This window comes from Nocardiopsis lambiniae (assembly GCF_031845465.1).
Lineage (GTDB): Bacteria > Actinomycetota > Actinomycetes > Streptosporangiales > Streptosporangiaceae > Nocardiopsis > Nocardiopsis lambiniae.
The window spans coordinates 204,581-225,200 of the sequence record NZ_JAVREP010000007.1 but is presented as its reverse complement, the minus strand read 5'-3'; the positions used below and the strand labels follow the sequence as shown (position 1 = coordinate 225,200).

Genomic DNA, 20,620 nt, shown 5'->3' with positions numbered 1-20,620 from the left:
CACCGTGACGCCGCGCGAGATCGGACAGCCGGGCGGTCCAGTGGTCGGGGTCGAGGGGGGTGGTCGGGTCGTGAGGCAAGGCACTCCCCTGTCGGTCGTGGCCGGTGGAACTCCGCACGGCCCGCGCCCGAGCCCCACGGCCACCCTAGGTGCACTGCCCGCAGGGGTCGGGAACAGAGTGGCAGGAAGGCCCCGGATCAGGGCCAACCGGAGACAGGGCGATCCGGCGCACAGCAGCGAATATCACATACACCGTGACGGACCGATCGGATTCCGGCTAGCCTCTCCCCAATATCCGTGCAGGGGAAAGGGCACAGGTGCGGAAGATGGTCTCGTTCCCCCGGCTCGCACGCACCACCGGCCTGGCCGTCATCAACGTCATCATCAGTGCCACCGTCAACCTCATAACGAACAACATGACGTGGACACTCTTCACCCTGCTCGTGGGAGCGGTCATCATCGCCATCATGATGGAAGCGCCGAACTGGTTCCAGAGAACGTCTCCCTCGACCGAAGAACAGATCGAGCGTGTGCGCACGTATCTGGCGCGAAGCGCGCAGAGCGAATGGCGCGCCCAGCTCTCCCTGCGCGGGGTTGACGCCCGAGGTGTCATCCACAGCCGGTGGATCTTCCGTTCCCCTCCAACCGCACCGATCGACATCACCCTCGACGAAGAAGGGATCCGCCGGCTCGGGGAGTTGGTGACCGAGGGTCAAACGCGCACGGTCATCGTCAATGGTGGCCCGGGGATGGGGAAGACGACCCTGGCCGGGCTGCTCGTCCATCAGGTGGCCTCGAAAGCGCAAGAACACACGCAGGTCCCGGTCCCGGTCTTCCTGCCCCTTTCTTCCTGGGACATGTCCCGGCACCCGGGGGTCGAGGCCTGGATACGCCATTACCTCGAACGGCTCTACCCGGTGCTGACGAGCGGAGAATACGGGACCGACCCGATCGCACCGCTCATCGAACGAGGAGGAATCCTTCCCGTGTTCGACGGCCTGGACGAGGTCTTCGAACAAAAGCAAAAGGACATCGTCGAGATGTTCGAGGTCTATCTCTCGTACGCGCCGGATCGTCGACTGATCGTGACCGGCCGGACCCAACAGGTGAGAGCCGCGATGAGAACGGCCCGGCACTCCTCCGAACTGCGCGCGGCCGCCGTGCTCGCGCCCCGAGAACTCCGCCCCACGGACATCCGGGATTACATCACCGGTCTGCTCAACCCGCCCGGAACCGCGCCCTTGTCACGTGCGGTGCCTCCGGCCTGGCAGGAGGTTCTCGGCCGGTTCGACGACAGGAACGACGGGCTCACCATGGCCCTCGCCACACCAGTGGACCTCTGGATCCTGCGAGCGACTTACCTGGAAACCGAACGCGACCCCGGAGACCTCATCTCTCTCGCCATCGAGCACGAGGGCGAGGGCCCTGTCTCCGCGCGGGAGGCCGTGACCCACCACCTGCTCGACCAACTCGTCCCCATGCTCTCGGGCACCGCTCGCAGACAGGCACAGCGGGGCGACCCGGGAGGCTCGGCTTCATCCTCGTTCGGGAACTGGCCGGTGGAGAAGGCCGAAACCTGGCTCGGTTACCTAGCGGACTATCTCCGGCAGAAGGACTTGACGGACTACGAGTGGCGACGGCTTCGGGACGCACCGCCCGCGTGGGCGGTGTCCGTCGTGTTGGCAATCGCTTTCTCCATCGGCTTGGGCGGTGTGGCCTGGGTCGGAGCCGTGCTCGCTCTGGGATCGGACCGACCATGGCTGTGGGGAACGGCGCTGGGTTTCCTCGGTGGTGTGTGCGCCCTCTTGTCCAGTGGTTTTCGCAAAGGACCCGAACCGGCCTATTCAGAGCGCGGAGGAGGACTCCCGCGGGCTCTGCGCTCCTCAGCACGATTCATCGGCCGGGTCGGGTTGGTCGTTCTCGTGCTGGTGATGACGGGGGCCTACGTCCAGGGGATGCTCGGCTCCGGAGACCCCCTCCTGGGTGGCATCGGATTCGGTTTGCTGGGCGGTATCGCCTCGGGAACCACCGTCTTCATTTTGCAATGGACCAAGCCGCATTTCGCCCTGGATCGAGCCCCCAGTCCTCAAGTTGACCTGCGCGTCTACCGGCAGAAATTCCTGAGGAACCTAGGGCTGGGCATGCTCTTCGGCGCCTTGGGCGGGTCAGGGGTGGACGTGCTCTTCTCCTTCTTCCCGGGGTTGGAGAGCAGCACATGGCTCAGCGTGGTGAGCGGCGCCCTAGGCGGGGCCATGATCGGCCTCGTGGCTCCGAACCCGTGGCTGGGATACTGCATCGGTCTCACCGCTTTGGTGGTGAGCCGCAGAATGCCCCTCCGGCTGTCACGATTCCTAGAGGACGCACATCGCGCCGGGTTGCTCCGTCAAGTGGGTGTGGTCTACCAGTTCCGCCACGAACGCCTCCGCGATCACCTGGCTTCGCAGGGCCACTATCCGGGAACGAGACATGACCGAACCGACCTGACGCCCAGCTTCGGGGGTCGGGCAGCCCCATAACGGCCTGAACTTGCGGAGAAGATCAGTCGTGGCAGTAGCAGCCCCGCCTTCTGGGGCGCAGTGGGCGGAGGTGATCGCGGGCTCCCGGGGAGACCGTTCAGCCGTGTTCGACGAAGACGGCCAGCTGGGCCAGGGAGGACGCGAGGCCGGCCGCGTGGTCCTGCGGGGTGATCCCGGGCGGAACGTCCTCGGCGGTGACGGTGACCAGGGTGGTGTCACCGTCGGAGGCCAGCCGCCAGGTCATCGTCATGGTCCCGGCGAAGGCGGGGTCGTCCGACTCGAAGACCACGCGCTGGACGACCCGCTCCTCGGGGACCAGGTCCACGAACCCGACCTCGACGACGTCGGTGCCCGCGTCGGTCTTGCCGGGTCCGGGGTCCCGGTAGGTGAGGGTCATCCGGTATCCGCCGCCCGGACGCGGGTCGAAGCACTCCACGCGGCCGGTCATCCCCTCCGGGGGGAGCCACCGTTCCAGGGAGCGCGGGTCCAGCAGCGCCCGGTGGACGACGTCGGCGGGGGCGGCCATCCGGCGCTCCCCGCGATCCACGCGTTCCCCGTCCATGACGATCCTCCCCGTTCCCTCGACGTCCCATCAGACTCGCACACGGCGGTGACCGTCGGCCCGGGGCCGATACGCGACGCGCCCTCGGCCGAGCACGGCGTGGCCCCGTCCCGATCGGACGGGGCCGCGCGTCGACCGGTCGCCGTGACCGGCTAGTTCTTGCGGGCGACGCCGCCGTACTCGGCGACCGGGCGGATCTCGCCGATCTCGGTCTCGGCCGGACGCCACAGCGAGCAGGAGACCACCCCGGGCTCCAGCAGTTCCAGGCCGTCGAACAGCGCCTCGATGCCCTCCGCCGAGCGGATGGTGAGCTTGGGCGTTCCCTTCTCGTTCCAGGCCGCCGCGACCTGGTGGGCGCGCTCGCGGTCGATGTCGTCGGTGGGATGCGAGATGACCAGGTGACTGCCCGGGGCCAGCCCGCCCAGCAGCGTGTCGAGGATGGCGCGGACCTCGTCGTCGTCCTCGACGAAGTTCACCACGCCGAGCAGCATGAGACCGACCGGCCGGGACAGGTCGAGGGTCTTGGCCGCCTCGGCCAGGATGCCCTTCGGATCGCGCAGGTCGGCGTCGATGTAGTCGGTGACGCCCTCCTCGCTCCCGGTGAGCAGGGCGCGGGCGTGCGCCAGCACCAGCGGGTCGTTGTCGACGTAGACCACGCGGGCGTCCGGGGCGAGGGACTGGGCGACCTCGTGGGTGTTGTCGAGGGTGGGCAGACCGGTGCCGATGTCCAGGAACTGCCGGACGCCCTCCTCGCGGACGAGGTGGGTGACGGTGCGGACCAGGAAGGCCCGGTCGGCGATCGCGTTGTCCACGATCTCGGGGAAGAACGAGCGGATCTGCTCGCCCATCTCCCGGTCCACCGGGTAGTTGTCCTTGCCGCCCAGCCAGTAGTTCCAGATGCGGGCGTTGTGGGGGATGGTGGTGTCGATCTTCGAGGGCCGACCCTCGGGCGTCTCCGGGGACACGTTCCTACTTCCTGTCCTGATCGGGCACTGATGGCCGATCGCGCACGGTACGCCGATCAGTAAACGGTTCCCGGGCCCCGTGGGGCAAGCCTGGAACGCCGCTCATCGCACTTTTATTCAGGTTCCCCTCTTTTTCTCACTGTTACGGACATGACGAGTGCATCGGTGCGCCTCGTGTGAAAACCACGGGCGTTCCGTCGTCGGGAGCGATAGTTTGCCGGTCGACCCACCACGATCCGGGGAGCCACCCGTGAAGCACTCGACACCGGAATTCGCCGCCATCGCCGAGAAGGGCACGGTGCTGCGCTGCCAGGTCGGTTCCGGCGTGCACGGCATCACCGTCACCGACCAGGACGACCGCGACGAGATGGGCCTGTGCGTCGAGCCCCCCGAGTACGTGGTCGGCCTGCGGACCTTCGAGCAGTACATCCACCGCACCCGGCCCGAACACGTGCGCTCGGGCCCCGGCGACCTCGACCTCACCGTCTACTCGCTGCGCAAGTGGATGCGCCTGGCGCTGGAGGGCAACCCCACCGTGCTGCTCCCGCTGTACGTGCCCGAACACGAGATCGTCGAGATCACCGACGTCGGCCGCGACCTGCGCTCCCGGACCGACCGCGTCCTGTCCCGTCGGGCCGGTCACCGGTTCCTGGGCTACCTGCGCGCCCAACGCGAGCGGATGGAGGGGACGCGCGGCGGCAAGCACACCAACCGGCCCGAACTCGTGGAACGGTACGGTTTCGACACCAAGTTCGCCTACCACATGGTGCGGCTGGGCGTCCAGGGCGTGGAACTGCTGGAGACCGGTCGGCTCACCCTGCCCATGCCCGAACCCGACCGGACGTGGCTGCGCGAACTGCGCAGGGGCGAGCACACCAGGGCCGAGGCACTGGAGCGCGCCCGGGACCTGGAGGAGCGGCTGGTCGTCCTGTGCGAGACCGCCGACCTGCCCGCCGACCCCGACACCGACTGGGCCGACCGCTGGCTCGTGGACACCTACCGTCGGGCCTGGGACCGGGGATGACCGCGCAGGTCGCGGCACCCGCCCCGGCGCGGCGACCCGGCAGGGGGGAGATAGGGTGACCCCCCGTAGAGGTACGCGCGCCGGTCGAGTGCCGGGCAAGAGCGAACGTGAGGAGAACCAACCGTGATCGGAACCATCGCCTTCGTGCTGATGTGCGTGAGCCTGTCGATGATGTTGATCGCCGGCATCGTCGCCACGCTGGTCAAGACCCGCTAGCGAACGTTCGGGCGCGCCCCGGCGGGGTGCGCCCGTCGTCTCACGACGGGTCGACCTCGATGAGGTCGTGACGGGCCAGTTCGGCCCCGTCACCTCCGATGACGACGACCCTGCCGTCGGCGATCTCGTACCGCGTCTCCCCCGCCCGCGCCGTGTACCCGTCCCCGTCACGCTCGGCGGGCACCACCATGGGTTCGCCGGTGCCGTCGAGGAACTCCCCGAAGTAGTACAGGGTGCCGGTCCCGTCGGCGCACAGGACGATCCGGTGCCGCACGGTCTCATAGGACTCCACCAGGGGCCCGTCCCCGGAACCGGGAATGAGCGCGGCCACCCGGTCCGGGCAGGGCCGCTGGGGCGGCGGCCCCGTCGACGCCTCCTCCTCTCCCTCGCCCCCGGGCAGCACCCACCAGAGCACGATGAGGGTCAGGCCGAGCGCGCCGAGTGCCAGGGCCCGCACCGTCCCGGACGGCACACGCGGCCACGTCCGTCGGCGTTCGCCGGGGATCACCGGCAGCGGCGCCGTGGTGGCGGAGGGAGGGGCGGGGTTCGGGGGCGTCGGGGTTCCCGGGGGCGGGCCCGCCGCTCCCCCGCCGGCCCCCGCCCGCAGGACGTGGCCGCCCGGGACGGCACCGCCCGAACCGACACGCCCCGACCGACGTCCCGGCCGGTCCGGCGCGGGGACGGGTGGCTCCATCACCCGGACCGACGGCAGGTCGTCGGGGAGCGTCGGCGGCGCGGCGGACCCCTGGAAGACCTCGGTCCCCACCGGGGCGGCCAGCAGGTCCGCCGGGCCCTCCTCCTGGGCGACCACCGTGCGGACGGTGTCGCACACCAGGCAGGCCCGGCTCACGGGTTCGTTGAGGGCGGCGCAGACCCCGCACCGCCAATCGCCTTCCGCCACGGGTCCTCCCCCGGATCAGCCCCCACCGTACGACGCGAGACCCCCGGAACGGGCCGGAACGACGGAATCCGCGCGCTTCGGAGGTACCCCCACAGAGGACACGGAACCCTTACGAAACCCCCGCCACGGTCGCCACTTCCGGCCACACCCTCCTCCCCCGCCGGTGACCTCGTCTCTTACCGCCCGTCCCGGGAACCTGACCGTCGAGGCCATGGCACGGACCGTACCGGTCGGGGATCCTCGGAACCATGGCCCGGAACCTCGTTCGCGCACACCCCTGCGACGGTCCCACCCTCCGTGGCGGACGCTGTCTCCGCCCCCGCCTCAGCCCGCCCTGCGCCGACCACACCCCGCACGCCCTGGCCCGCCGGGTCGAACCGGACCCGTGGACGCGCCGCCCCGAACCGCTGCGCACCCCTCGACGCCGCGGCCTGTCACTGCGCGCCCTGCTCCCCACCCCCTGGCCGGTCCCCGTCGACGCCCCGGGCAACGCCGAACACGTCCGCCACTGGCTCACGCCGCGCACCCGCGCCGCCGTGGACTGCTTCGCCTCGCTGCTGCCCGCCGAACGGTGGCGGCGGGTCTGCTCCCCGGCCCACCGCGCCGACTGTCCCACCCTGGAGGCGCTGGCCCGCGTCTGTGAATCCCCCACCGCCGTCACCGTGGGGGCGCTGCGGCGCATCGCCGACGACGGCCTGGTCGACCTGGCGCCCACCCCCGAGCACCGCATCGCCCGGGATCTGGCCCGGGCCAAGGAGGAACAGCTCGGGTTGCGGGCCTTCGTCCCGGGAGCCGCTGTCGAGCGTCCCGGTCCCCACCTGGCCGACCTGGCCCTGTCCCTGCGCCTGCTGGGGGTGCTGGCCTGCGCCGTCCAGGGCAGGGCCCCATGGTGCCCGTGCCTGGCGACGTTGCTGGCGCGCGGCCCGCTGCCGGAGCCGACGGCGGTGTTCGACCTGGCGACCCGGTTCGCCACCCCCTACGGTCCGGGGTCCGGCGTCTGAACCTCCCGCGACCGGGCGTCGTACCGGCGGTGCACCCCTTTCGTCGACGGCTTGTCGACGGCGTTCCCGGGATGGCGCGCGGGAACCCGCGCCGTCTCGTCTCCCGGGTGCCCGGATCACACCCCCAGGCCCCGCCCGTACGAGCGGCCGTCCATCCGCCGGCGGGGCGTCGATGCCGTCCCTCACCGGAAAATCGCTTTTCCGCCGACCCTTCCCGCGGCTAGGTTACGGACATCGACGGAGTACGGCCCGGCCGGCGGAGCACCCGGTTCACGACCGGGAGGCCGCGGGGCGGGACCCGCCCCGTCGACGGCCCCTCCGAGGGGCGTCACGGTACGTGGCTCATGAGCAGAGCGCCCGGCTCCGGACCGGGAGGGAGCGGGGGCGGAACCCGCCGTACCGGCCGATCGGCGCGCGCACCGAGCAGCGTGCGCCGATCCACGATGCGTGGCTCAGTCAGTGGAGCACCCGGCTCATCCGGGAGGTCGCGGGGGCGGAACCCGCCGCATCGGCATGGACGACACCACCCCCGTGCGAGCGAACCCCGGATACGCCGCCGACCGACTGGCCAGGGCACTGGCCACCGCCGCGACCCACGGCGATCCCGCCGTGCGCCAGGCCGCCGAACGCCGCGCCGCCTCCTGGCGGCGGGTCCTGGACGGCATGGCCCGCGGCCTGCTGTCCATCGGTTCGCGCACCCCCGTCAGGGGCATGCCCGCCTGGGTCACCCCGGTGGTCTCCCACGGCGGCTTCGCCACCGGCGAGGCCGCCGCCGGAGGTCCGCTGCGTCCCCAGGAACGCGCGCTCATCGACCGGCACGGCCTGAAGGCCGACCGCGCCGCCCTGTACGCCCACCACCTCACCGAAGCGGGTCTGGCGCACCTCTCCGCCCTCCTGGACTCCGGCGCATACGAGATCGACGAGCCCGAACAGGCGGCGCTGCTCACCGTCACCTGGCTGCTGCGCGCCGGCGACACCGCCGGGGCGCTGCGCGTGCTCGGCGAACTGGACCCCTTCGCCGCCACCCTGTGCCTGACCCCGCGTCCGGCCCCCGCCCGGAACCTGCCCGAGGGCTCCGTGTTCCGGTGGTCGGTCGAGGACGTGCGGCACTCCCTCGCGGACGTCACCGCCAAGGGCGCGCACCGGGTCACGGTCCAGGGAGAGGCCCTGACGGTGTGGAACCCCTTCGCCGACCGGTTGTTGACGCACTGGCTGGAGACCACGGCGGAGGCCGGAGGCCCCGGTGCCGAGGACGCGGGCGCGGGCGCCACCGAGGTGGACGTGCGTCGTCCCGACGGGTGGACCGAACGCGGTGCCGCCCTGCTCGACGAGTACGAGCGGCTCGCCGTCGAGCACACGCTGTGCACCAAGCACCGCAGGCCCAATGAGAACCTCGCGATCCTCCTCGCCGCGCTGCGCGAGGCCCTCACCGAGGGCGGGCTCGGCGCGCGCCGGCGCGGGCTGCTCCGGCACGCGGTGGTCTCGATGACGGCCAAGCGGGGCGTACCCGGTTCCCCGGGGCACGCCGCCCTGCGCGCCGACCAGGCGGCCCAGGCCGCTCGGCCCGCCCACGACGTGCTGGCCGCGCTGCTGGGCGAACGGCTGACGCCGCTGCCCGGCAACTCCGGGGTGCCCGACACGGAGGCGGTCCTGGTCCCCACCTCCCCCGAGGAGGCACGGAGCTTCACCGTGCCCGAGGGCGCGTCGATCCCCGGTCCGCTGCGCGCCCGGGTGGAGCGGGCCGTGATCGCGCCCCTGGACGCGTTGGTGGAGCGGGGGATCGTGCCCTCCGCCGAGGTGCTGGCCTCCCTGGTGCCGGCCCTGGCCGCCGAGGCCGAGGCCTCCGCGATCGGCGACCCGACGCTGTCCCGCCTGGTCGCCGCCCACCACAGGGCGTTCGCGGCCCGGCGCTCCCTGCTGCTGCTGAACCTGGAGAGCCAGGTGCGCCGGAGCGAGCTGCCCTGGGTGCGCGAGTCGACGCCGCACCACGACTCCGCCGGCACCCGGCGGACGGCCGCCCGCACCCTCATCACCCGGCTCGGCGACACGGTGCTGACCCGTTTCCCCGGCACCATCACCCCGAACCCGCTGGTGAGCGAACTCAACGGGCTGGCGCGGACCGCCGGTCTGGAGTTCGGGTTCGTGGAGGAGTTGGCCTCCGACATCTTCATGGGCACCTTCTCCCCCAAGTTCACCCGGGTCGCGCGCGTGGCCGCGGAGGTGCTCGGGGACGACCTCTACACCCGCTACTACGGGATCGACCGCACGCGGGTGCTCGCCCTGGAGGAACGCCCCGGACGGGGACGACCCACCTTCGCGGACCTGTGCCGGGAGCGGGCCGGGAACCCGCCCGGGACGGTCGCGGGCAACGGCATGGTCATCGAACAGGCGCAGATCCTCACCACCCACAACCTGGCCGCCCTGACCCTGCTGGGGTCGCGCCCCGCGGACGGATGGGCGGAGGCGGCCCTGCGGGCGCACCTGACGACGGTGCGGCTGGTGGGGGCGCTGCCCCGGGTCCGGGACGCGCTCGCGCACGTGAAGAACGCCGCGTTCGCGTGGCGTCAGACCGTGTTCCTGTTGTCCCGGTGCCCGCTCGCGGAACAGCGCGAGGTGCTCGACCGGATGGAGGAGTCGTCCGCGGGGCGGCCCCACCACGTGCGTGAGCGGCTGGAACCGGCGCTGAGGGGACTGCGCGCGGCGGTGGAGGGACGGTCCCTTCCGGACCACGACGAGGAGGAGGTCGTGCGGTTCCTGGGGTGGACGGCCCGGCGACACTGGATGCTGCGGATCGCCCCGCAGGCGTTGCTCCCCCACCCGTATCGGCTCTGATCGGCGGTCCGCCGGTGCCCCGCCCGGCGGACGGGGCACCGGAGAGGCTCGCGCGAGCGGGACGACCCCACCCCGTGGGGAGGCTCCCGGCCCCCTGGCCCGGCTCCACTCCCCGCGCGGGGCGACCCGTACGCGCCACCACACGGTCCATCGCCGGGTGCGCACCCGGCCGGCCGACGACGGCCTCGCCGTGTGGGACGCGCTTCGGCGGTCGGGCCGGGCCCACCGACCGTCCCCACGGGTGCGCGGTGATCCGCGCGTCCACCGGATGCCTCCGGGTGGCACGGACGTCCTCGTGGAACCGGACGGGGCCCACCCGTGCGTGCTCCGGACCGCCCCCGCCTCGCACCGCCGTTCCGGGAGGTCGGGGACCGGTCGTCGCCGATCCCGTCCACGGCGTTCCCACCGGCCGGCGACAGCGGGGCCGACAGCCCGTCGATCCGCTCGCGGATCCGGCGCGGAATCGCCTGCCGCACAGGGGGTGTGGTGTCACGCTCCGCGTGGCAGTGTGGACGGATCCGGGTGCGCCCCCGCGCCCGCCCCCGCGAGCGGAGGAACCCCATGCTCTCCTCGTCCGCCCCCGTCTCCCCCGTCCCCGCCGCGCCGGCCCCGACCGGCCCCGCGCCCTTGTCCCTGCTGTGGTCCGCCCTGGTCACCCTGGTCGTCCTGCCCGGGCTCATGGCCCCCGCCCCGGCCCTCGCCGAGGCCGTACCCGCCGCCGAACCCGCCGGGTGGATGGGCTCCCTGTCCGACGACGTGAACCTGGCGGAGCTGTCCATCCCCGGGACCCACGACAGCGCCGCCTGGCGCGGAACGGTGTGGTCGCGGACCCAGGATCTGACCATCGCCGAACAGCTCGACGCGGGGGTGCGGTTCCTGGACGTGCGCACCCGCCATTACCGGGACGCCTTCCCCCTCCATCACGGGGCCGAGTACCTGCACCTGAACTTCACCGACGTGGTCGTCGAGATCGGCGCGTTCCTGGACCGGCACCCCACCGAGACGGTGCTGATCCGGTTGAAGAAGGAGCACACGGAGGAGGAGAACACGCGAAGCTATGAGGAGACCCTCGACCACTACATCGAGGAGGACCCCGGGACCCGGCACATCCTGGGCGAGCGTCTGTGGGCGCCGCCGGTTCCGGGCGGGACGCGGGTGCCGGACCTGGGCGAGGTCCGTGGACGGATCGTCATCGTGCAGGACTTCCCGGCCTCGCGCGACTACGGGATCCGGTGGAACGGGTCGGCGTTGAGCGTCCAGGACGACTACCGGGTGCCCACGCTGTTCGACATCCCGGCCAAGTGGGAGAAGGCCCGCGTCCACCTGGACGCGGCGGCGTCCGGTCCCCCGGGGACGCTGTACGTCAACCACCTGAGCGGGAGCGGCGCGCCCTTCGCCAATCCGCGCGAAGTCGCCTGGGGGTTCCTGGGGTCCCGCGGGGTCAACACCTACGCGGTGGGGCATCTGCGGAACGCGCCCCCGCGACGGACCGGGATCGTGGTGATGGACTTCCCGGACCGGGAGCTGATCGACAGGATCCTGGTCCGCAATCCGGGTTGAGACCGGCCGCCGACGCCGACCGCCGTCCGCCCTGAGGGCACGGCCGGCGCCGGAGGTCCGGAACGGGAAACCGGGAGCCCGGGCGAGGCGTCCGTCCACACCGTCCCGCACCGGAACTCCCGAGGTCCCGGAGAACACCTTACGGAATGCGAGGGAGTGAACGTGAACGCTTTCGGAAAACCAGTGGGGCGAAAGGGTCGGTTGTGGCTCTTGTCTCGTCTTGTCCGTTAACGGTTCCGAATCAGGTCCGCTCGGTCTCGACGAACCACTCGTGCGAGGCGCGCAGCTGCAACAGGATGAGCACGACCAGCGGTGAGAGCACCACCATGGCCGCGGCCCGGTCGGTGAGCACGGCGCCGACGATGGTGACCAGCGCGGCCCCGCCCACCAGCAGGCGCGCCAGCAGGTGCGCGCGCCGACCGCCCTTGGGCAGGAGCACCCCGGCCGTCGCCAGGGCCACGGCGGAGAGCAGCCCCAAGGCGAACCGGAGCAGGATCTCACCGAGGTCCGTCCCGGACTCGGCCAGGAGACGCCGTTGCTCCTGCTCGGGCGCGCCGAGCAGGAAGAACAGGCTGAGCAGGCTCATCACCAGGGACACGCCGACCAGGCCGGCGGTGACGAACAGGATGATCCGTGCGGCCTTGAGCGGGCCGGGCATCGGGGGATTCACCGGGGGTTCCTCGTTCCTTCGAGAGGGGGACGACCCGCGCATGCTATCGCCGCCGCCCTCGGAAACCGCCGGCCAGGGACATGTCCCGGCGGTGCGGTGGACCTCCCGCCCGCTTCCTCGACGGGTCGGTGCGCGCGGCCTCCGACGGGATCGCCGGTGACCGCACTCGGGGTCGCTGCCCTCATCCGATGGTCTTGCGGGGGTTGACTTTCTCAATTGTTAGCGCCAACACTATGAGCTGCGTCATGTTTTCCACCGCGGGGCGACGCCCCGATGAGGCGCCCGGAACCACGTGCGCCCCATCGGAAGCCACCCTCGCGGACGCACCCCGGTTCCGGGGCGTCCCTCCCCTCGCGGGGCGGCCGTCCCACGATCAAGACCGGGAAATACCTCCCATGAGCCCACCTTCACCGACCCGGAAACGACACACCGCCCCCACCCTCGGAGAATGATCGGATCCCGAGTTCGCCCCGAGGGCGGGACCCGCCTTCTGGCACCGACCGACCCTCGAAAGGGACGCACTCCTTGCCTGAAAATGTTAGCGCCAACAAAACTCCGTCGGCGGACACGGCCGTCATCGGGATCGACTTCGGGACCCTCTCGGGTCGGGCCGTCGTGGTCCGGACCTCCGACGGCGCCGAACTCGGCTCGGCCGAGTACGTCTACCCCCACGGGGTCATCACCGATCACCTGCCCGGCGGGGAGGAGGCCCTGGAACCGGACACCGCGCTCCAGCACCCCGAGGACCACATCGAGGTGCTGCGCACCGCCGTCCCCGAAGCACTACGGGTCTCCGGCGTGCGCCCGGAGCAGGTCATCGGGATCGGCACCGACTTCACCTCCTGCACCTTCCTCCCCGTGACCGCCGACGGCACCCCCCTGTGCCTGCTGCCCGACCTGCGGGACCGGCCGCACGCCTGGCCCAAACTCTGGCGCCATCACGCCGCCCAGCCCGAAGCGGACGAGATCAACGCCCTCGCGGCAGAGCTCGGAGAGCCGTGGCCGGCCCGCTACGGGGGCAAGGTCTCCTCGGAGTGGCAGTTCGCCAAGGCCCTCCAGGTCCTGCGCGACGACCCCGAGGTGTACGAGCGCGCCGACCGCTGGATCGAGGGCGCGGACTGGATCGTCTGGCGGCTGTGCGGGCGCGAGACCCGCAACGCGGCCACGGCCGGGTACAAGGGCCTGTACCAGGACGGCCGGTGGCCCTCGAAGGAGTTCCTGGCCGCCCTCGATCCCCGGTTCCCCTCCTTCGTCGAGGACGGGCTCGACCACCCGCTCTCGCAGCTCGGCTCGCGCGCGGGCGGTCTCACCGCCCAGGCCGCCACCTGGACGGGACTGCCCGAGGGCACCCCCGTCGCGGTCGGCAACATCGACGCCCACGTCACCGCCGCCACGGCCCGGACCACCGCCCCCGGCCGAATGCTCGCCATCATGGGCACCAGCACCTGTCTCGTGATGAACTCCGAGGTCCCGGCCGAGGTGCCCGGCATGTGCGGGTCGGTCCTGGGCGGCATCACCCCCGGAATGTGGGGCTACGAGGCCGGGCAGAGCGGGGTCGGCGACATCTTCGGCTGGTTCGTCGACACGCACGTTCCCCCCGCCTACCACGACGAGGCCCGCGAGCGGGGACTGTCCGTCCACGACCTGCTCTCCGCCAAGGCCGCCGACGCACCGGTGGGCGGGCACGGGCTGGTCGCCCTCGACTGGCACAGCGGCAACCGCTCCGTCCTGGTCGACCACTCGCTCACCGGCGTGCTCATCGGCATGACCCTGGCCACCCGACCCGAGGACGTCTACCGGGCCCTGGTCGAGGCGACCGCCTTCGGCACCCGGACCATCATCGACGCCTTCACCGGCGCCGGCGTCCCCGTCCTCGACCTCACCGTCGGCGGCGGCATGGTGCGCAACCCCTTCGTGCTCCAGGTCTACGCGAACGTGCTGAACCGGCCCCTGCGGGTCGTGGACACCGAACACGCGTGCGCCGTCGGGTCGGCGATCCACGCGGCGGTCGCCGCCGGCGTTCACCCCGACGTCCACGCCGCCTCCGCCGCCATGGGACGCGTCCGCGACACCACCGTCGACCCGGACCCGAGCACCACGGCCGCCTACGACGCTCTCTTCGCGATCTACACCGAACTCCACGACCACTTCGGCCGGGGCGGCACCGACGGGCTGCGACGGTTGCGCGCCCTGCGCAACGACGCCCTCACCGGTCCCCGGACCGACCGGAAGGAACGACGATGACCACCGGAACGCCCGCGGCGGAGGCCGACGCCCACCGCGACACGATCGAGCGCCTGCGCGAACAGGTGTGCGCGCTGCACGCCGAACTCCCCCGTTGGAACCTCGTGACCTGGACCAGCGGCAACGTCTCCGCGCGCGTACCCGGCGCCGACCTGATGGTCATCAAACCCAGCGGGGTCTCCTACGACGACCTGCGCCCCGAGCACATGGTCGTGTGCGACCTGGACGGGCGCGTCGTCGAGGGACGGCACAAGCCCTCCAGCGACACCGCCGCCCACGCACACGTCTACCGCCTCCGCGCCGACGTCGGCGGGGTCGCCCACACCCACAGCCCCTACGCCACCGCCTGGGCGGCCCGCGGCGAGGCGATCCCCTGCGCCATCACCGCCATGGCCGACGAGTTCGGCGGGGACATCCCCGTGGGCCCGTTCGCGCTGATCGGCGACGACGCCATCGGCCGCGGGATCGTCGACACCCTCGAAGGCCACCGCTCCCCGGCCGTCATCATGCGCGGCCACGGCGTGTTCACCATCGGCGCCGACCCGGCCGCCGCCGTCAAGGCCGCGGTCATGTGCGAGGACGTGGCGCGCACCGTCCACATCGCACGGCAGGCGGGCCCGGTCCCGCGCCTGCCGCAGGAGCACATCGACGCCCTCCACGAGCGCTACCGAAACGCCTACGGACAGTAGAGGAGACACCCCCATGCCCTTCCCCATCCCTCCGCCCTCCGCGAATCCGGCCGTGCGGACGCGCGCCCCGCGCATCGGCCTGCTCGGCATCATGCAGCCGCTCTACGACGACATGATCCCCGGTATCACCGAACGCCAGGCGGCCTACGCCGCCCGGGTCGCGGAGCGGCTCGCCGGCGTCGCCGAGTGGACCGTGGCCCCGCCGGTACGGGGACGCGCCGACGCCGAGAGCGCGATGCGCGCGTTCGAGGCGGACGGCCTCGACGGGGTCATGATCGTCATGCTCACCTACGGCCCCTCCCTGCGCGTCACCCGGGCCCTGAGCCGATCCGACCTGCCCCTCGCCCTGGCCAACATCCAGCCCGATCCCGCCGTCACCGCCGAGTGGGACATGGACGACATGACCTACAACCAGGGGATCCACGGCGCGCAGGACACCGCCAACGCCCTGGTCCGCGCGGACACGCCCTTCGAGGTCATCACCGGCGAGTGGCGGAGCCCGGACTTCGCCGCCCGGGTGGACCGGTGGGCCCGGGCCGCCCGCGCCGTCTCGGACCTGCGCCGGTTGCGGGTCGGCGTGTTCGGTTACCCGATGAACGGCATGGGCGACGCCCGGGTCGACGAGACCGCGCTGCTGCGCAGGCTCGGCCCCGAGGTGCACGTCATCGCCCCCGGTGCCCTGCACCGCACCATGGCCGATCTCCCGGAGGAGACGATACGGAGCCTCATGGAGTGGGAGGACCGGTCCTTCCGGGTGGACGAGCGCCTGTCCAAGGAGGAACGCGAGGACCACGCCCGCATGCAGTCGGGCATCGAACGGCTGCTGGAGGAGGCGGAGTGCGGCGCCTACTCCACCCACTTCGACGCGATCGGCGAGGACGGCCGTTTCGCCCGGCTGCCGATGGCCGCCGCCTCCACGCTGATGGCCCAGGGGTACGGCTTCGCCGGAGAGGGCGACGTCCTGGCCGCCTCGATCGTCTACGCGGGCCACCGGCTCGCCGGGGACGGCCACTTCACCGAGATGTACGCCATGGACTTCCCCGGCGACTCGATCCTCATGAGCCACATGGGTGAGGGCAACTGGCGGGTGGCCCGCGAGGACGAACCGATCCGGCTCATCAAACGCCCCCTGGGCATCGGCGGCCTCGGTGATCCGCCCACCATCCTGTTCCGGTACCGGCCCGGCCCGGCCACCCTGGCCTCCCTCGTCTCCCTGGGCGGGGAGCGGTTCCGCCTGGTCGTGGCCGAGGGGGAGGTCCTCGACTCCCCCGAACTGCCGTCACTGGAGATGCCCTACGGCCGGTTCCGGCCCGTCTCGGGGGTGCGCGACTGCATGGACGCCTGGCTGCGCGCGGGCGGCACCCACCACATGGTCATGAACACCGGCCACCGCGCCGAGGACTGGCGCGTCCTGTGCCGCCTGGTCGACATCGAACACGTCCGGGTCTGAGCACCCGGCCCCGGAGAGCACCGACAGAAGGAGACCCCCCATGCCGAACGGCACACGTACGACGCTCCCCGCCGCGCTCGTCGCGTCCGCGCTCGCCCTCACCGCCTGCGGCGGTGTCGGCGACGCGGCACGGACCCAGGGCGAGAACGGCCTCATCGGCATCTCCATGCCGACCCAGTCCTCGGAGCGGTGGATCAACGACGGCGCCAACATGGTGGCCGAGTTCGAGGAGCGCGGTTTCGGCACCGACCTGCAGTACGCCGAGGACGTCGTCCAGGACCAGATCTCGCAGATCGAGAACATGATCACCCGCGGCGCGGACGTCCTCGTCATCGCCGCCATCGACGGCGAGGCCCTGGGCGACGTGCTCGACACCGCCGCCGACAGCGACATCCCCGTGATCGCCTACGACCGGCTCATCATGGGCAGCGAGCACGTCGACTACTACGCCACCTTCGACAACTTCGAGGTCGGCGTCCTCCAGGGCGGCTACATCGTCGACTCCCTCGGGTTGGAGGAGGGCGAGGAGGGACCCTTCAACATCGAGATGTTCGGGGGGTCCCCGGACGACAACAACGCCTACTTCTTCAACGACGGGGCGATGTCGGTGCTCGACCCGTACATCGACGAGGGCACCCTGGCCGTGCCCAGCGGCCAGACGGAGATGGAGCGGATCGCCACCCAGCGCTGGGACGGGGCCATCGCCCAGTCCCGCATGGACAACCTGCTCAGCGCCCACTACTCCGATGAGGAGCTGCACGCCGTCCTCTCCCCCTTCGACGGGATCAGCCTGGGCGTGATCGAGTCCCTGCGCGCCGTGGGCTACGGCGCGCAGGACCGGCCGTTGCCCGTGGTCACCGGGCAGGACGCCGAGCTGGCCTCGGTCCGGTCCATCATCGCCGGCGAGCAGACCCAGACGGTCTTCAAGGACACCCGGTCCCTGGCCGCCCAGACCGTCGCCATGGTGGAGGCCCTGCTGGCGGGAGAGGAGGTCCCCGTCAACGACACCGAGACCTACGACAACGGCGTCAAGACGGTCCCCGCCCACCTCCTCGAACCCGTGTCGGTCGACATCGACAACTACCGCGAGGTGCTCGTCGAGAGCGGCTACTACGAGGAGTCGGACCTGTGACCGACCCCGCCGCGGACGCGGGCCACCTCCTGAGCATGCGCGACATCCGCAAGGAGTTCCCCGGGGTGCGCGCCCTGGACGGGGTGACCCTGGACGTGCGCGAGGGCGTCGTCCACGCCCTCATGGGCGAGAACGGCGCGGGCAAGTCCACCCTGATGAAGGTGCTCAGCGGCGTCCACCCCGCGGGCACCTACGGCGGGGAGATCCTCCTCGCCGGAGAGCCCTGCTCCTTCGGCGGGGTGGTCGACAGCGAGCGGGCGGGCATCGCCATCATCCACCAGGAGCTCGCCCTCGTCCCCCAGCTGTCCATCACCGAGAACGTCCTGCTGGGGCACGAGGTCTCCCGGTTCGGTGTCGTGGACTGGGGCGCCACCCACACCCGGGCCCGGGAACTGCTGCGCCGGGTGGGACTGGACGAGAACCCGGCCACACCGGTGTCCGCGCTCGGCATCGGGGCCCAGCAGCTCGTGGAGATCGCCAAGGCCCTGGCCAAACGGGTGCGTCTGCTGATCCTGGACGAACCCACCTCGGCCCTGAACGAGACGGAGAGCCAACGGCTGCTGGACCTGCTCGGGGAACTGCGGGAGCAGGGGGTCACCTGCATCCTCATCTCCCACAAACTCGGAGAGGTGGTGAGCGTCAGCGACGAGATCACCATCCTGCGGGACGGGCGCGCGATCGAGACCCTCACCGTGGAACGCGACACCGACGGCACCCCTTCGGTGGACGAGGACCGCATCATCCGCGGCATGGTCGGTCGTTCGCTGGACCGACGCCACCCCGAACCGATCGGGGAGATCGGCCCGGTCAGGTTCGAGGTGATCGACTGGACGGTCGACCACCCCACCCAGCCGGGACGGCGTGTGGTGGACGGCGTCGACCTGCACGTGCGCGCCGGGGAGATCGTGGGCCTGGCCGGCCTCATGGGCGCCGGGCGCACCGAGTTCGCGATGAGCCTGTTCGGCCGCTCCTACGGACGCCACGTCCGAGGACTGCTGCTCAAGGACGGGACGCCCCTGGCCGTCCCCGACGTGACCGCCGCGGTCCGGGGCGGTCTCGCCTACGTCCCCGAGGACCGCAAGACCCTCGGCCTGCTGCTGGACGACGACATCCGGCACAACACCACCCTGGCCGGACTGCGGCACGTCTCCCGGTACGGGGTCGTCGACCAGGAACGGGAGACCGTCGAGGCCCGCCGGATGAGCGAGCGGATGCGGGTGCGCAGCCACGGGACCGCGCAGACGGTGCGCACCCTCAGCGGCGGCAACCAACAGAAGGTGGTGCTCGGCAAGTGGATGTTCACCCGGCCCGAGCTGCTGATCCTGGACGAGCCGACCCGCGGTATCGACGTCGGGGCCAAGTACGAGATCCACCTGCTCATCCGCCGGTTGGCCGCCGAGGGCACCGCCGTCCTCCTCATCTCCTCCGAACTGCCCGAGGTCCTCGGCATGTGCGACCGGATCCACACCATGTGCGAGGGGCGCCTCACCGGTGAGGTGCCCGCCGCGGAGGCCGACCAGGAGACCTTGATGAAACTGATGACACGAACCGGGGACCGGCCATGAACCAGACGACCTCCGCGCGCGCCGGGCTCGGCGCCCTGCTGCGGGGCAACACCCGCCGGTACGGCATGGCGGCGGCCCTCGTGGTCATCGTCGTCCTGTTCCAGATCCTGACGGGCGGGCTCCTGCTGACCCCGCTCAACCTCACCAACCTGATCCTTCAGAACTCCTACGTCCTGATCCTGGCGATCGGGATGATGCTGGTGATCGTCACCGGACACATCGACCTGTCGGTCGGCTCGGTGGTGGCCTTCACCGGCGCGGTATCGGCGATCATGCTCACCTCGTGGGGACTGCCCACGGTCGTGGTGGTGCCCCTCGCGTTGCTGCTGGGCGCCCTCATCGGCGCCTGGCAGGGTTTCTGGATCGCCTACGTGGGCGTTCCGGCGTTCATCGTCACCCTCGCCGGCATGCTCGTCTTCCGCGGCGCGACCCTGGCCGTCCTGGGCGGTGAGTCCATCGCCCCGCTGCCCCCGTCCCTGCGGGTCCTGGCCGGGGGCTTCCTCCCGTGGCAGGGCGAGGGCCCGCACCTGCCGACGCTCCTGCTGGGCGCCGCGGGCGCCGGTGCGGTGGTCTGGATCCAGTGGCGTTCGCGGACGCGGTCGCTGGCGCACGGGCTGCCCGTGCAGCCGGTGGCGGTGACCGTGGTCGTCTCCGCGGTGGTCGTGGCGGCGATCCTGGCGTTCACCTACGCCTTGGCCGAACGCAACGGCCTGCCCCTGGTGGGCGTGCTGCTGGTGGCCCTCATCGCGGGGTACTCGTTCGTCATGCGCTCCACGACGATGGGGCGTCGCGTCTACGCGGTGGGCGGTAACGAGAGGGCGGCGGCCCTGTCCGGCATCCGCACCCGACGGACGACGTTCTGGGTCTTCGTCAACATGGGGATGCTCTCGGCGCTGGCCGGTCTGGTCTTCACCGCGCGGCTCAACGCGGCCACCCCGGGAGCGGGCACCATGTTCGAGCTGGACGCGATCGCCGCCGCCTTCATCGGGGGCGCCTCGGCCTCGGGTGGGGTGGGCACGGTGGTGGGGGCCGTCATCGGGGCCCTGGTCATGGGCGTCCTCAACAACGGCATGTCCCTGATCGGGCTCGGCGTGGACTGGCAGCAGCTCATCAAGGGCCTGGTCCTGCTGTTGGCCGTGGCCTTCGACATCTACAACAAGAAGCGGGTCGGAGGCGGCTCGGCCGGGCCCGTCCTGTGGCGACGCGGCGGGACGGGCACCGGTGGTCTCGACCGGGACGCGCGAGGCGGCGTCGGGAGCGACCGGCGGACCGCGCCCGCCTGAGGCGCGTTCC

At 71.7% G+C, this 20,620-nt stretch carries 15 protein-coding genes and 1 tRNA gene; 12 read left to right on the top strand and 4 right to left on the bottom strand.

Going from position 1 to position 20,620, the window contains the following annotated elements:
* The first annotated feature begins 326 nt into the window (after positions 1–326).
* Positions 327–2,516 carry an NACHT domain-containing protein gene (locus tag RM479_RS13175; protein WP_311512012.1) on the top strand — a complete coding sequence of 730 codons (2,190 nt, stop codon included), beginning with the start codon at positions 327–329 and terminating at the stop codon, positions 2,514–2,516.
* A 97-nt stretch (positions 2,517–2,613) separates the two neighbouring features.
* Here the strand turns inward: RM479_RS13175 and RM479_RS13170 are convergent, their stop codons facing one another.
* Positions 2,614–3,078: an SRPBCC family protein gene (locus RM479_RS13170; RefSeq protein WP_311512011.1), complete on the bottom strand. Its 465-nt coding sequence runs from the start codon at positions 3,076–3,078 to the stop codon at positions 2,614–2,616.
* Between the two features lie 152 nt (positions 3,079–3,230).
* Positions 3,231–4,043, bottom strand: a complete 813-nt coding sequence (locus RM479_RS13165; protein ID WP_311512010.1) for an SAM-dependent methyltransferase — start codon at positions 4,041–4,043, stop codon at positions 3,231–3,233.
* 250 nt (positions 4,044–4,293) lie between these two features.
* On the opposite strand from RM479_RS13165, the gene RM479_RS13160 reads away from it, so the two are divergent.
* Positions 4,294–5,067: a nucleotidyltransferase domain-containing protein gene (locus RM479_RS13160; RefSeq protein ID WP_311512009.1), complete on the top strand. Its 774-nt coding sequence runs from the start codon at positions 4,294–4,296 to the stop codon at positions 5,065–5,067.
* A 256-nt stretch (positions 5,068–5,323) separates the two neighbouring features.
* Here the strand turns inward: RM479_RS13160 and RM479_RS13155 are convergent, their stop codons facing one another.
* Positions 5,324–6,184, bottom strand: a complete 861-nt coding sequence (locus RM479_RS13155; RefSeq protein WP_311512008.1) for a zinc finger Ran-binding domain-containing protein — start codon at positions 6,182–6,184, stop codon at positions 5,324–5,326.
* A gap of 248 nt (positions 6,185–6,432) precedes the next feature.
* Between RM479_RS13155 and RM479_RS13150 the strand changes: the two genes are divergently transcribed.
* The 4 genes from RM479_RS13150 to RM479_RS13135 all read left to right on the top strand — a co-directional run bounded on the left by RM479_RS13150 (position 6,433) and on the right by RM479_RS13135 (position 11,577).
* Positions 6,433–7,185 (top strand): hypothetical protein, encoded by a 753-nt coding sequence (locus RM479_RS13150; protein WP_311512007.1) that lies wholly within the window; start codon positions 6,433–6,435, stop codon positions 7,183–7,185.
* 331 nt (positions 7,186–7,516) lie between these two features.
* Positions 7,517–7,588 (top strand) — tRNA-Arg (locus RM479_RS13145).
* A gap of 110 nt (positions 7,589–7,698) precedes the next feature.
* Positions 7,699–10,017, top strand: coding sequence for a transcriptional regulator (locus RM479_RS13140; protein ID WP_311512006.1), 2,319 nt, complete (start codon positions 7,699–7,701; stop codon positions 10,015–10,017).
* Between the two features lie 561 nt (positions 10,018–10,578).
* The gene (locus RM479_RS13135; RefSeq protein ID WP_311512005.1) at positions 10,579–11,577 is read left to right on the top strand and encodes a phosphatidylinositol-specific phospholipase C; all 999 of its coding nucleotides are present in this window, start codon (positions 10,579–10,581) and stop codon (positions 11,575–11,577) included.
* Between the two features lie 241 nt (positions 11,578–11,818).
* Here the strand turns inward: RM479_RS13135 and RM479_RS13130 are convergent, their stop codons facing one another.
* Positions 11,819–12,247, bottom strand: a complete 429-nt coding sequence (locus tag RM479_RS13130) for a hypothetical protein (RefSeq protein ID WP_311512004.1) — start codon at positions 12,245–12,247, stop codon at positions 11,819–11,821.
* A 525-nt stretch (positions 12,248–12,772) separates the two neighbouring features.
* Between RM479_RS13130 and araB the strand changes: the two genes are divergently transcribed.
* From araB to mmsB, 6 genes are read left to right on the top strand one after another with little or no spacing between them, the layout of a single operon-like run.
* The gene (araB, locus tag RM479_RS13125; RefSeq protein WP_311512003.1) at positions 12,773–14,491 is read left to right on the top strand and encodes a ribulokinase; all 1,719 of its coding nucleotides are present in this window, start codon (positions 12,773–12,775) and stop codon (positions 14,489–14,491) included.
* Positions 14,488–15,180 (top strand): L-ribulose-5-phosphate 4-epimerase, encoded by a 693-nt coding sequence (locus tag RM479_RS13120; RefSeq protein WP_274812733.1) that lies wholly within the window; start codon positions 14,488–14,490, stop codon positions 15,178–15,180. The genes araB and RM479_RS13120 overlap by 4 nt, the downstream gene beginning before the upstream one ends.
* A 13-nt stretch (positions 15,181–15,193) precedes the next feature.
* Complete coding sequence (locus tag RM479_RS13115; protein WP_311512002.1) at positions 15,194–16,630, top strand: L-fucose/L-arabinose isomerase family protein; 1,437 nt, start codon at positions 15,194–15,196, stop codon at positions 16,628–16,630.
* Between the two features lie 40 nt (positions 16,631–16,670).
* A complete protein-coding gene (gene chvE / locus RM479_RS13110) occupies positions 16,671–17,762 on the top strand; it encodes a multiple monosaccharide ABC transporter substrate-binding protein (RefSeq protein ID WP_311512001.1) in 1,092 nt (363 codons plus the stop codon).
* A 35-nt stretch (positions 17,763–17,797) separates the two neighbouring features.
* Complete coding sequence (locus RM479_RS13105; RefSeq protein WP_311512085.1) at positions 17,798–19,327, top strand: ATP-binding cassette domain-containing protein; 1,530 nt, start codon at positions 17,798–17,800, stop codon at positions 19,325–19,327.
* The gene (mmsB, locus tag RM479_RS13100) at positions 19,324–20,610 is read left to right on the top strand and encodes a multiple monosaccharide ABC transporter permease (protein ID WP_311512000.1); all 1,287 of its coding nucleotides are present in this window, start codon (positions 19,324–19,326) and stop codon (positions 20,608–20,610) included. The genes RM479_RS13105 and mmsB overlap by 4 nt, the downstream gene beginning before the upstream one ends.
* Positions 20,611–20,620 lie beyond the last annotated feature (10 nt).

Coding starts and splice junctions, on each gene's coding strand:
- RM479_RS13175 (WP_311512012.1), top strand. CDS start 327: ATGGTCTCGTTCCCCCGGCTCGCACGCACCACCGGCCTGGCCGTCATC.
- RM479_RS13170 (WP_311512011.1), bottom strand. CDS start 3,078: ATGGACGGGGAACGCGTGGATCGCGGGGAGCGCCGGATGGCCGCCCCC.
- RM479_RS13150 (WP_311512007.1), top strand. CDS start 6,433: ATGGCCCGGAACCTCGTTCGCGCACACCCCTGCGACGGTCCCACCCTC.
- RM479_RS13140 (WP_311512006.1), top strand. CDS start 7,699: ATGGACGACACCACCCCCGTGCGAGCGAACCCCGGATACGCCGCCGAC.
- RM479_RS13135 (WP_311512005.1), top strand. CDS start 10,579: ATGCTCTCCTCGTCCGCCCCCGTCTCCCCCGTCCCCGCCGCGCCGGCC.
- RM479_RS13120 (WP_274812733.1), top strand. CDS start 14,488: ATGACCACCGGAACGCCCGCGGCGGAGGCCGACGCCCACCGCGACACG.
- RM479_RS13115 (WP_311512002.1), top strand. CDS start 15,194: ATGCCCTTCCCCATCCCTCCGCCCTCCGCGAATCCGGCCGTGCGGACG.
- chvE (WP_311512001.1), top strand. CDS start 16,671: ATGCCGAACGGCACACGTACGACGCTCCCCGCCGCGCTCGTCGCGTCC.
- RM479_RS13105 (WP_311512085.1), top strand. CDS start 17,798: ATGCGCGACATCCGCAAGGAGTTCCCCGGGGTGCGCGCCCTGGACGGG.
- mmsB (WP_311512000.1), top strand. CDS start 19,324: ATGAACCAGACGACCTCCGCGCGCGCCGGGCTCGGCGCCCTGCTGCGG.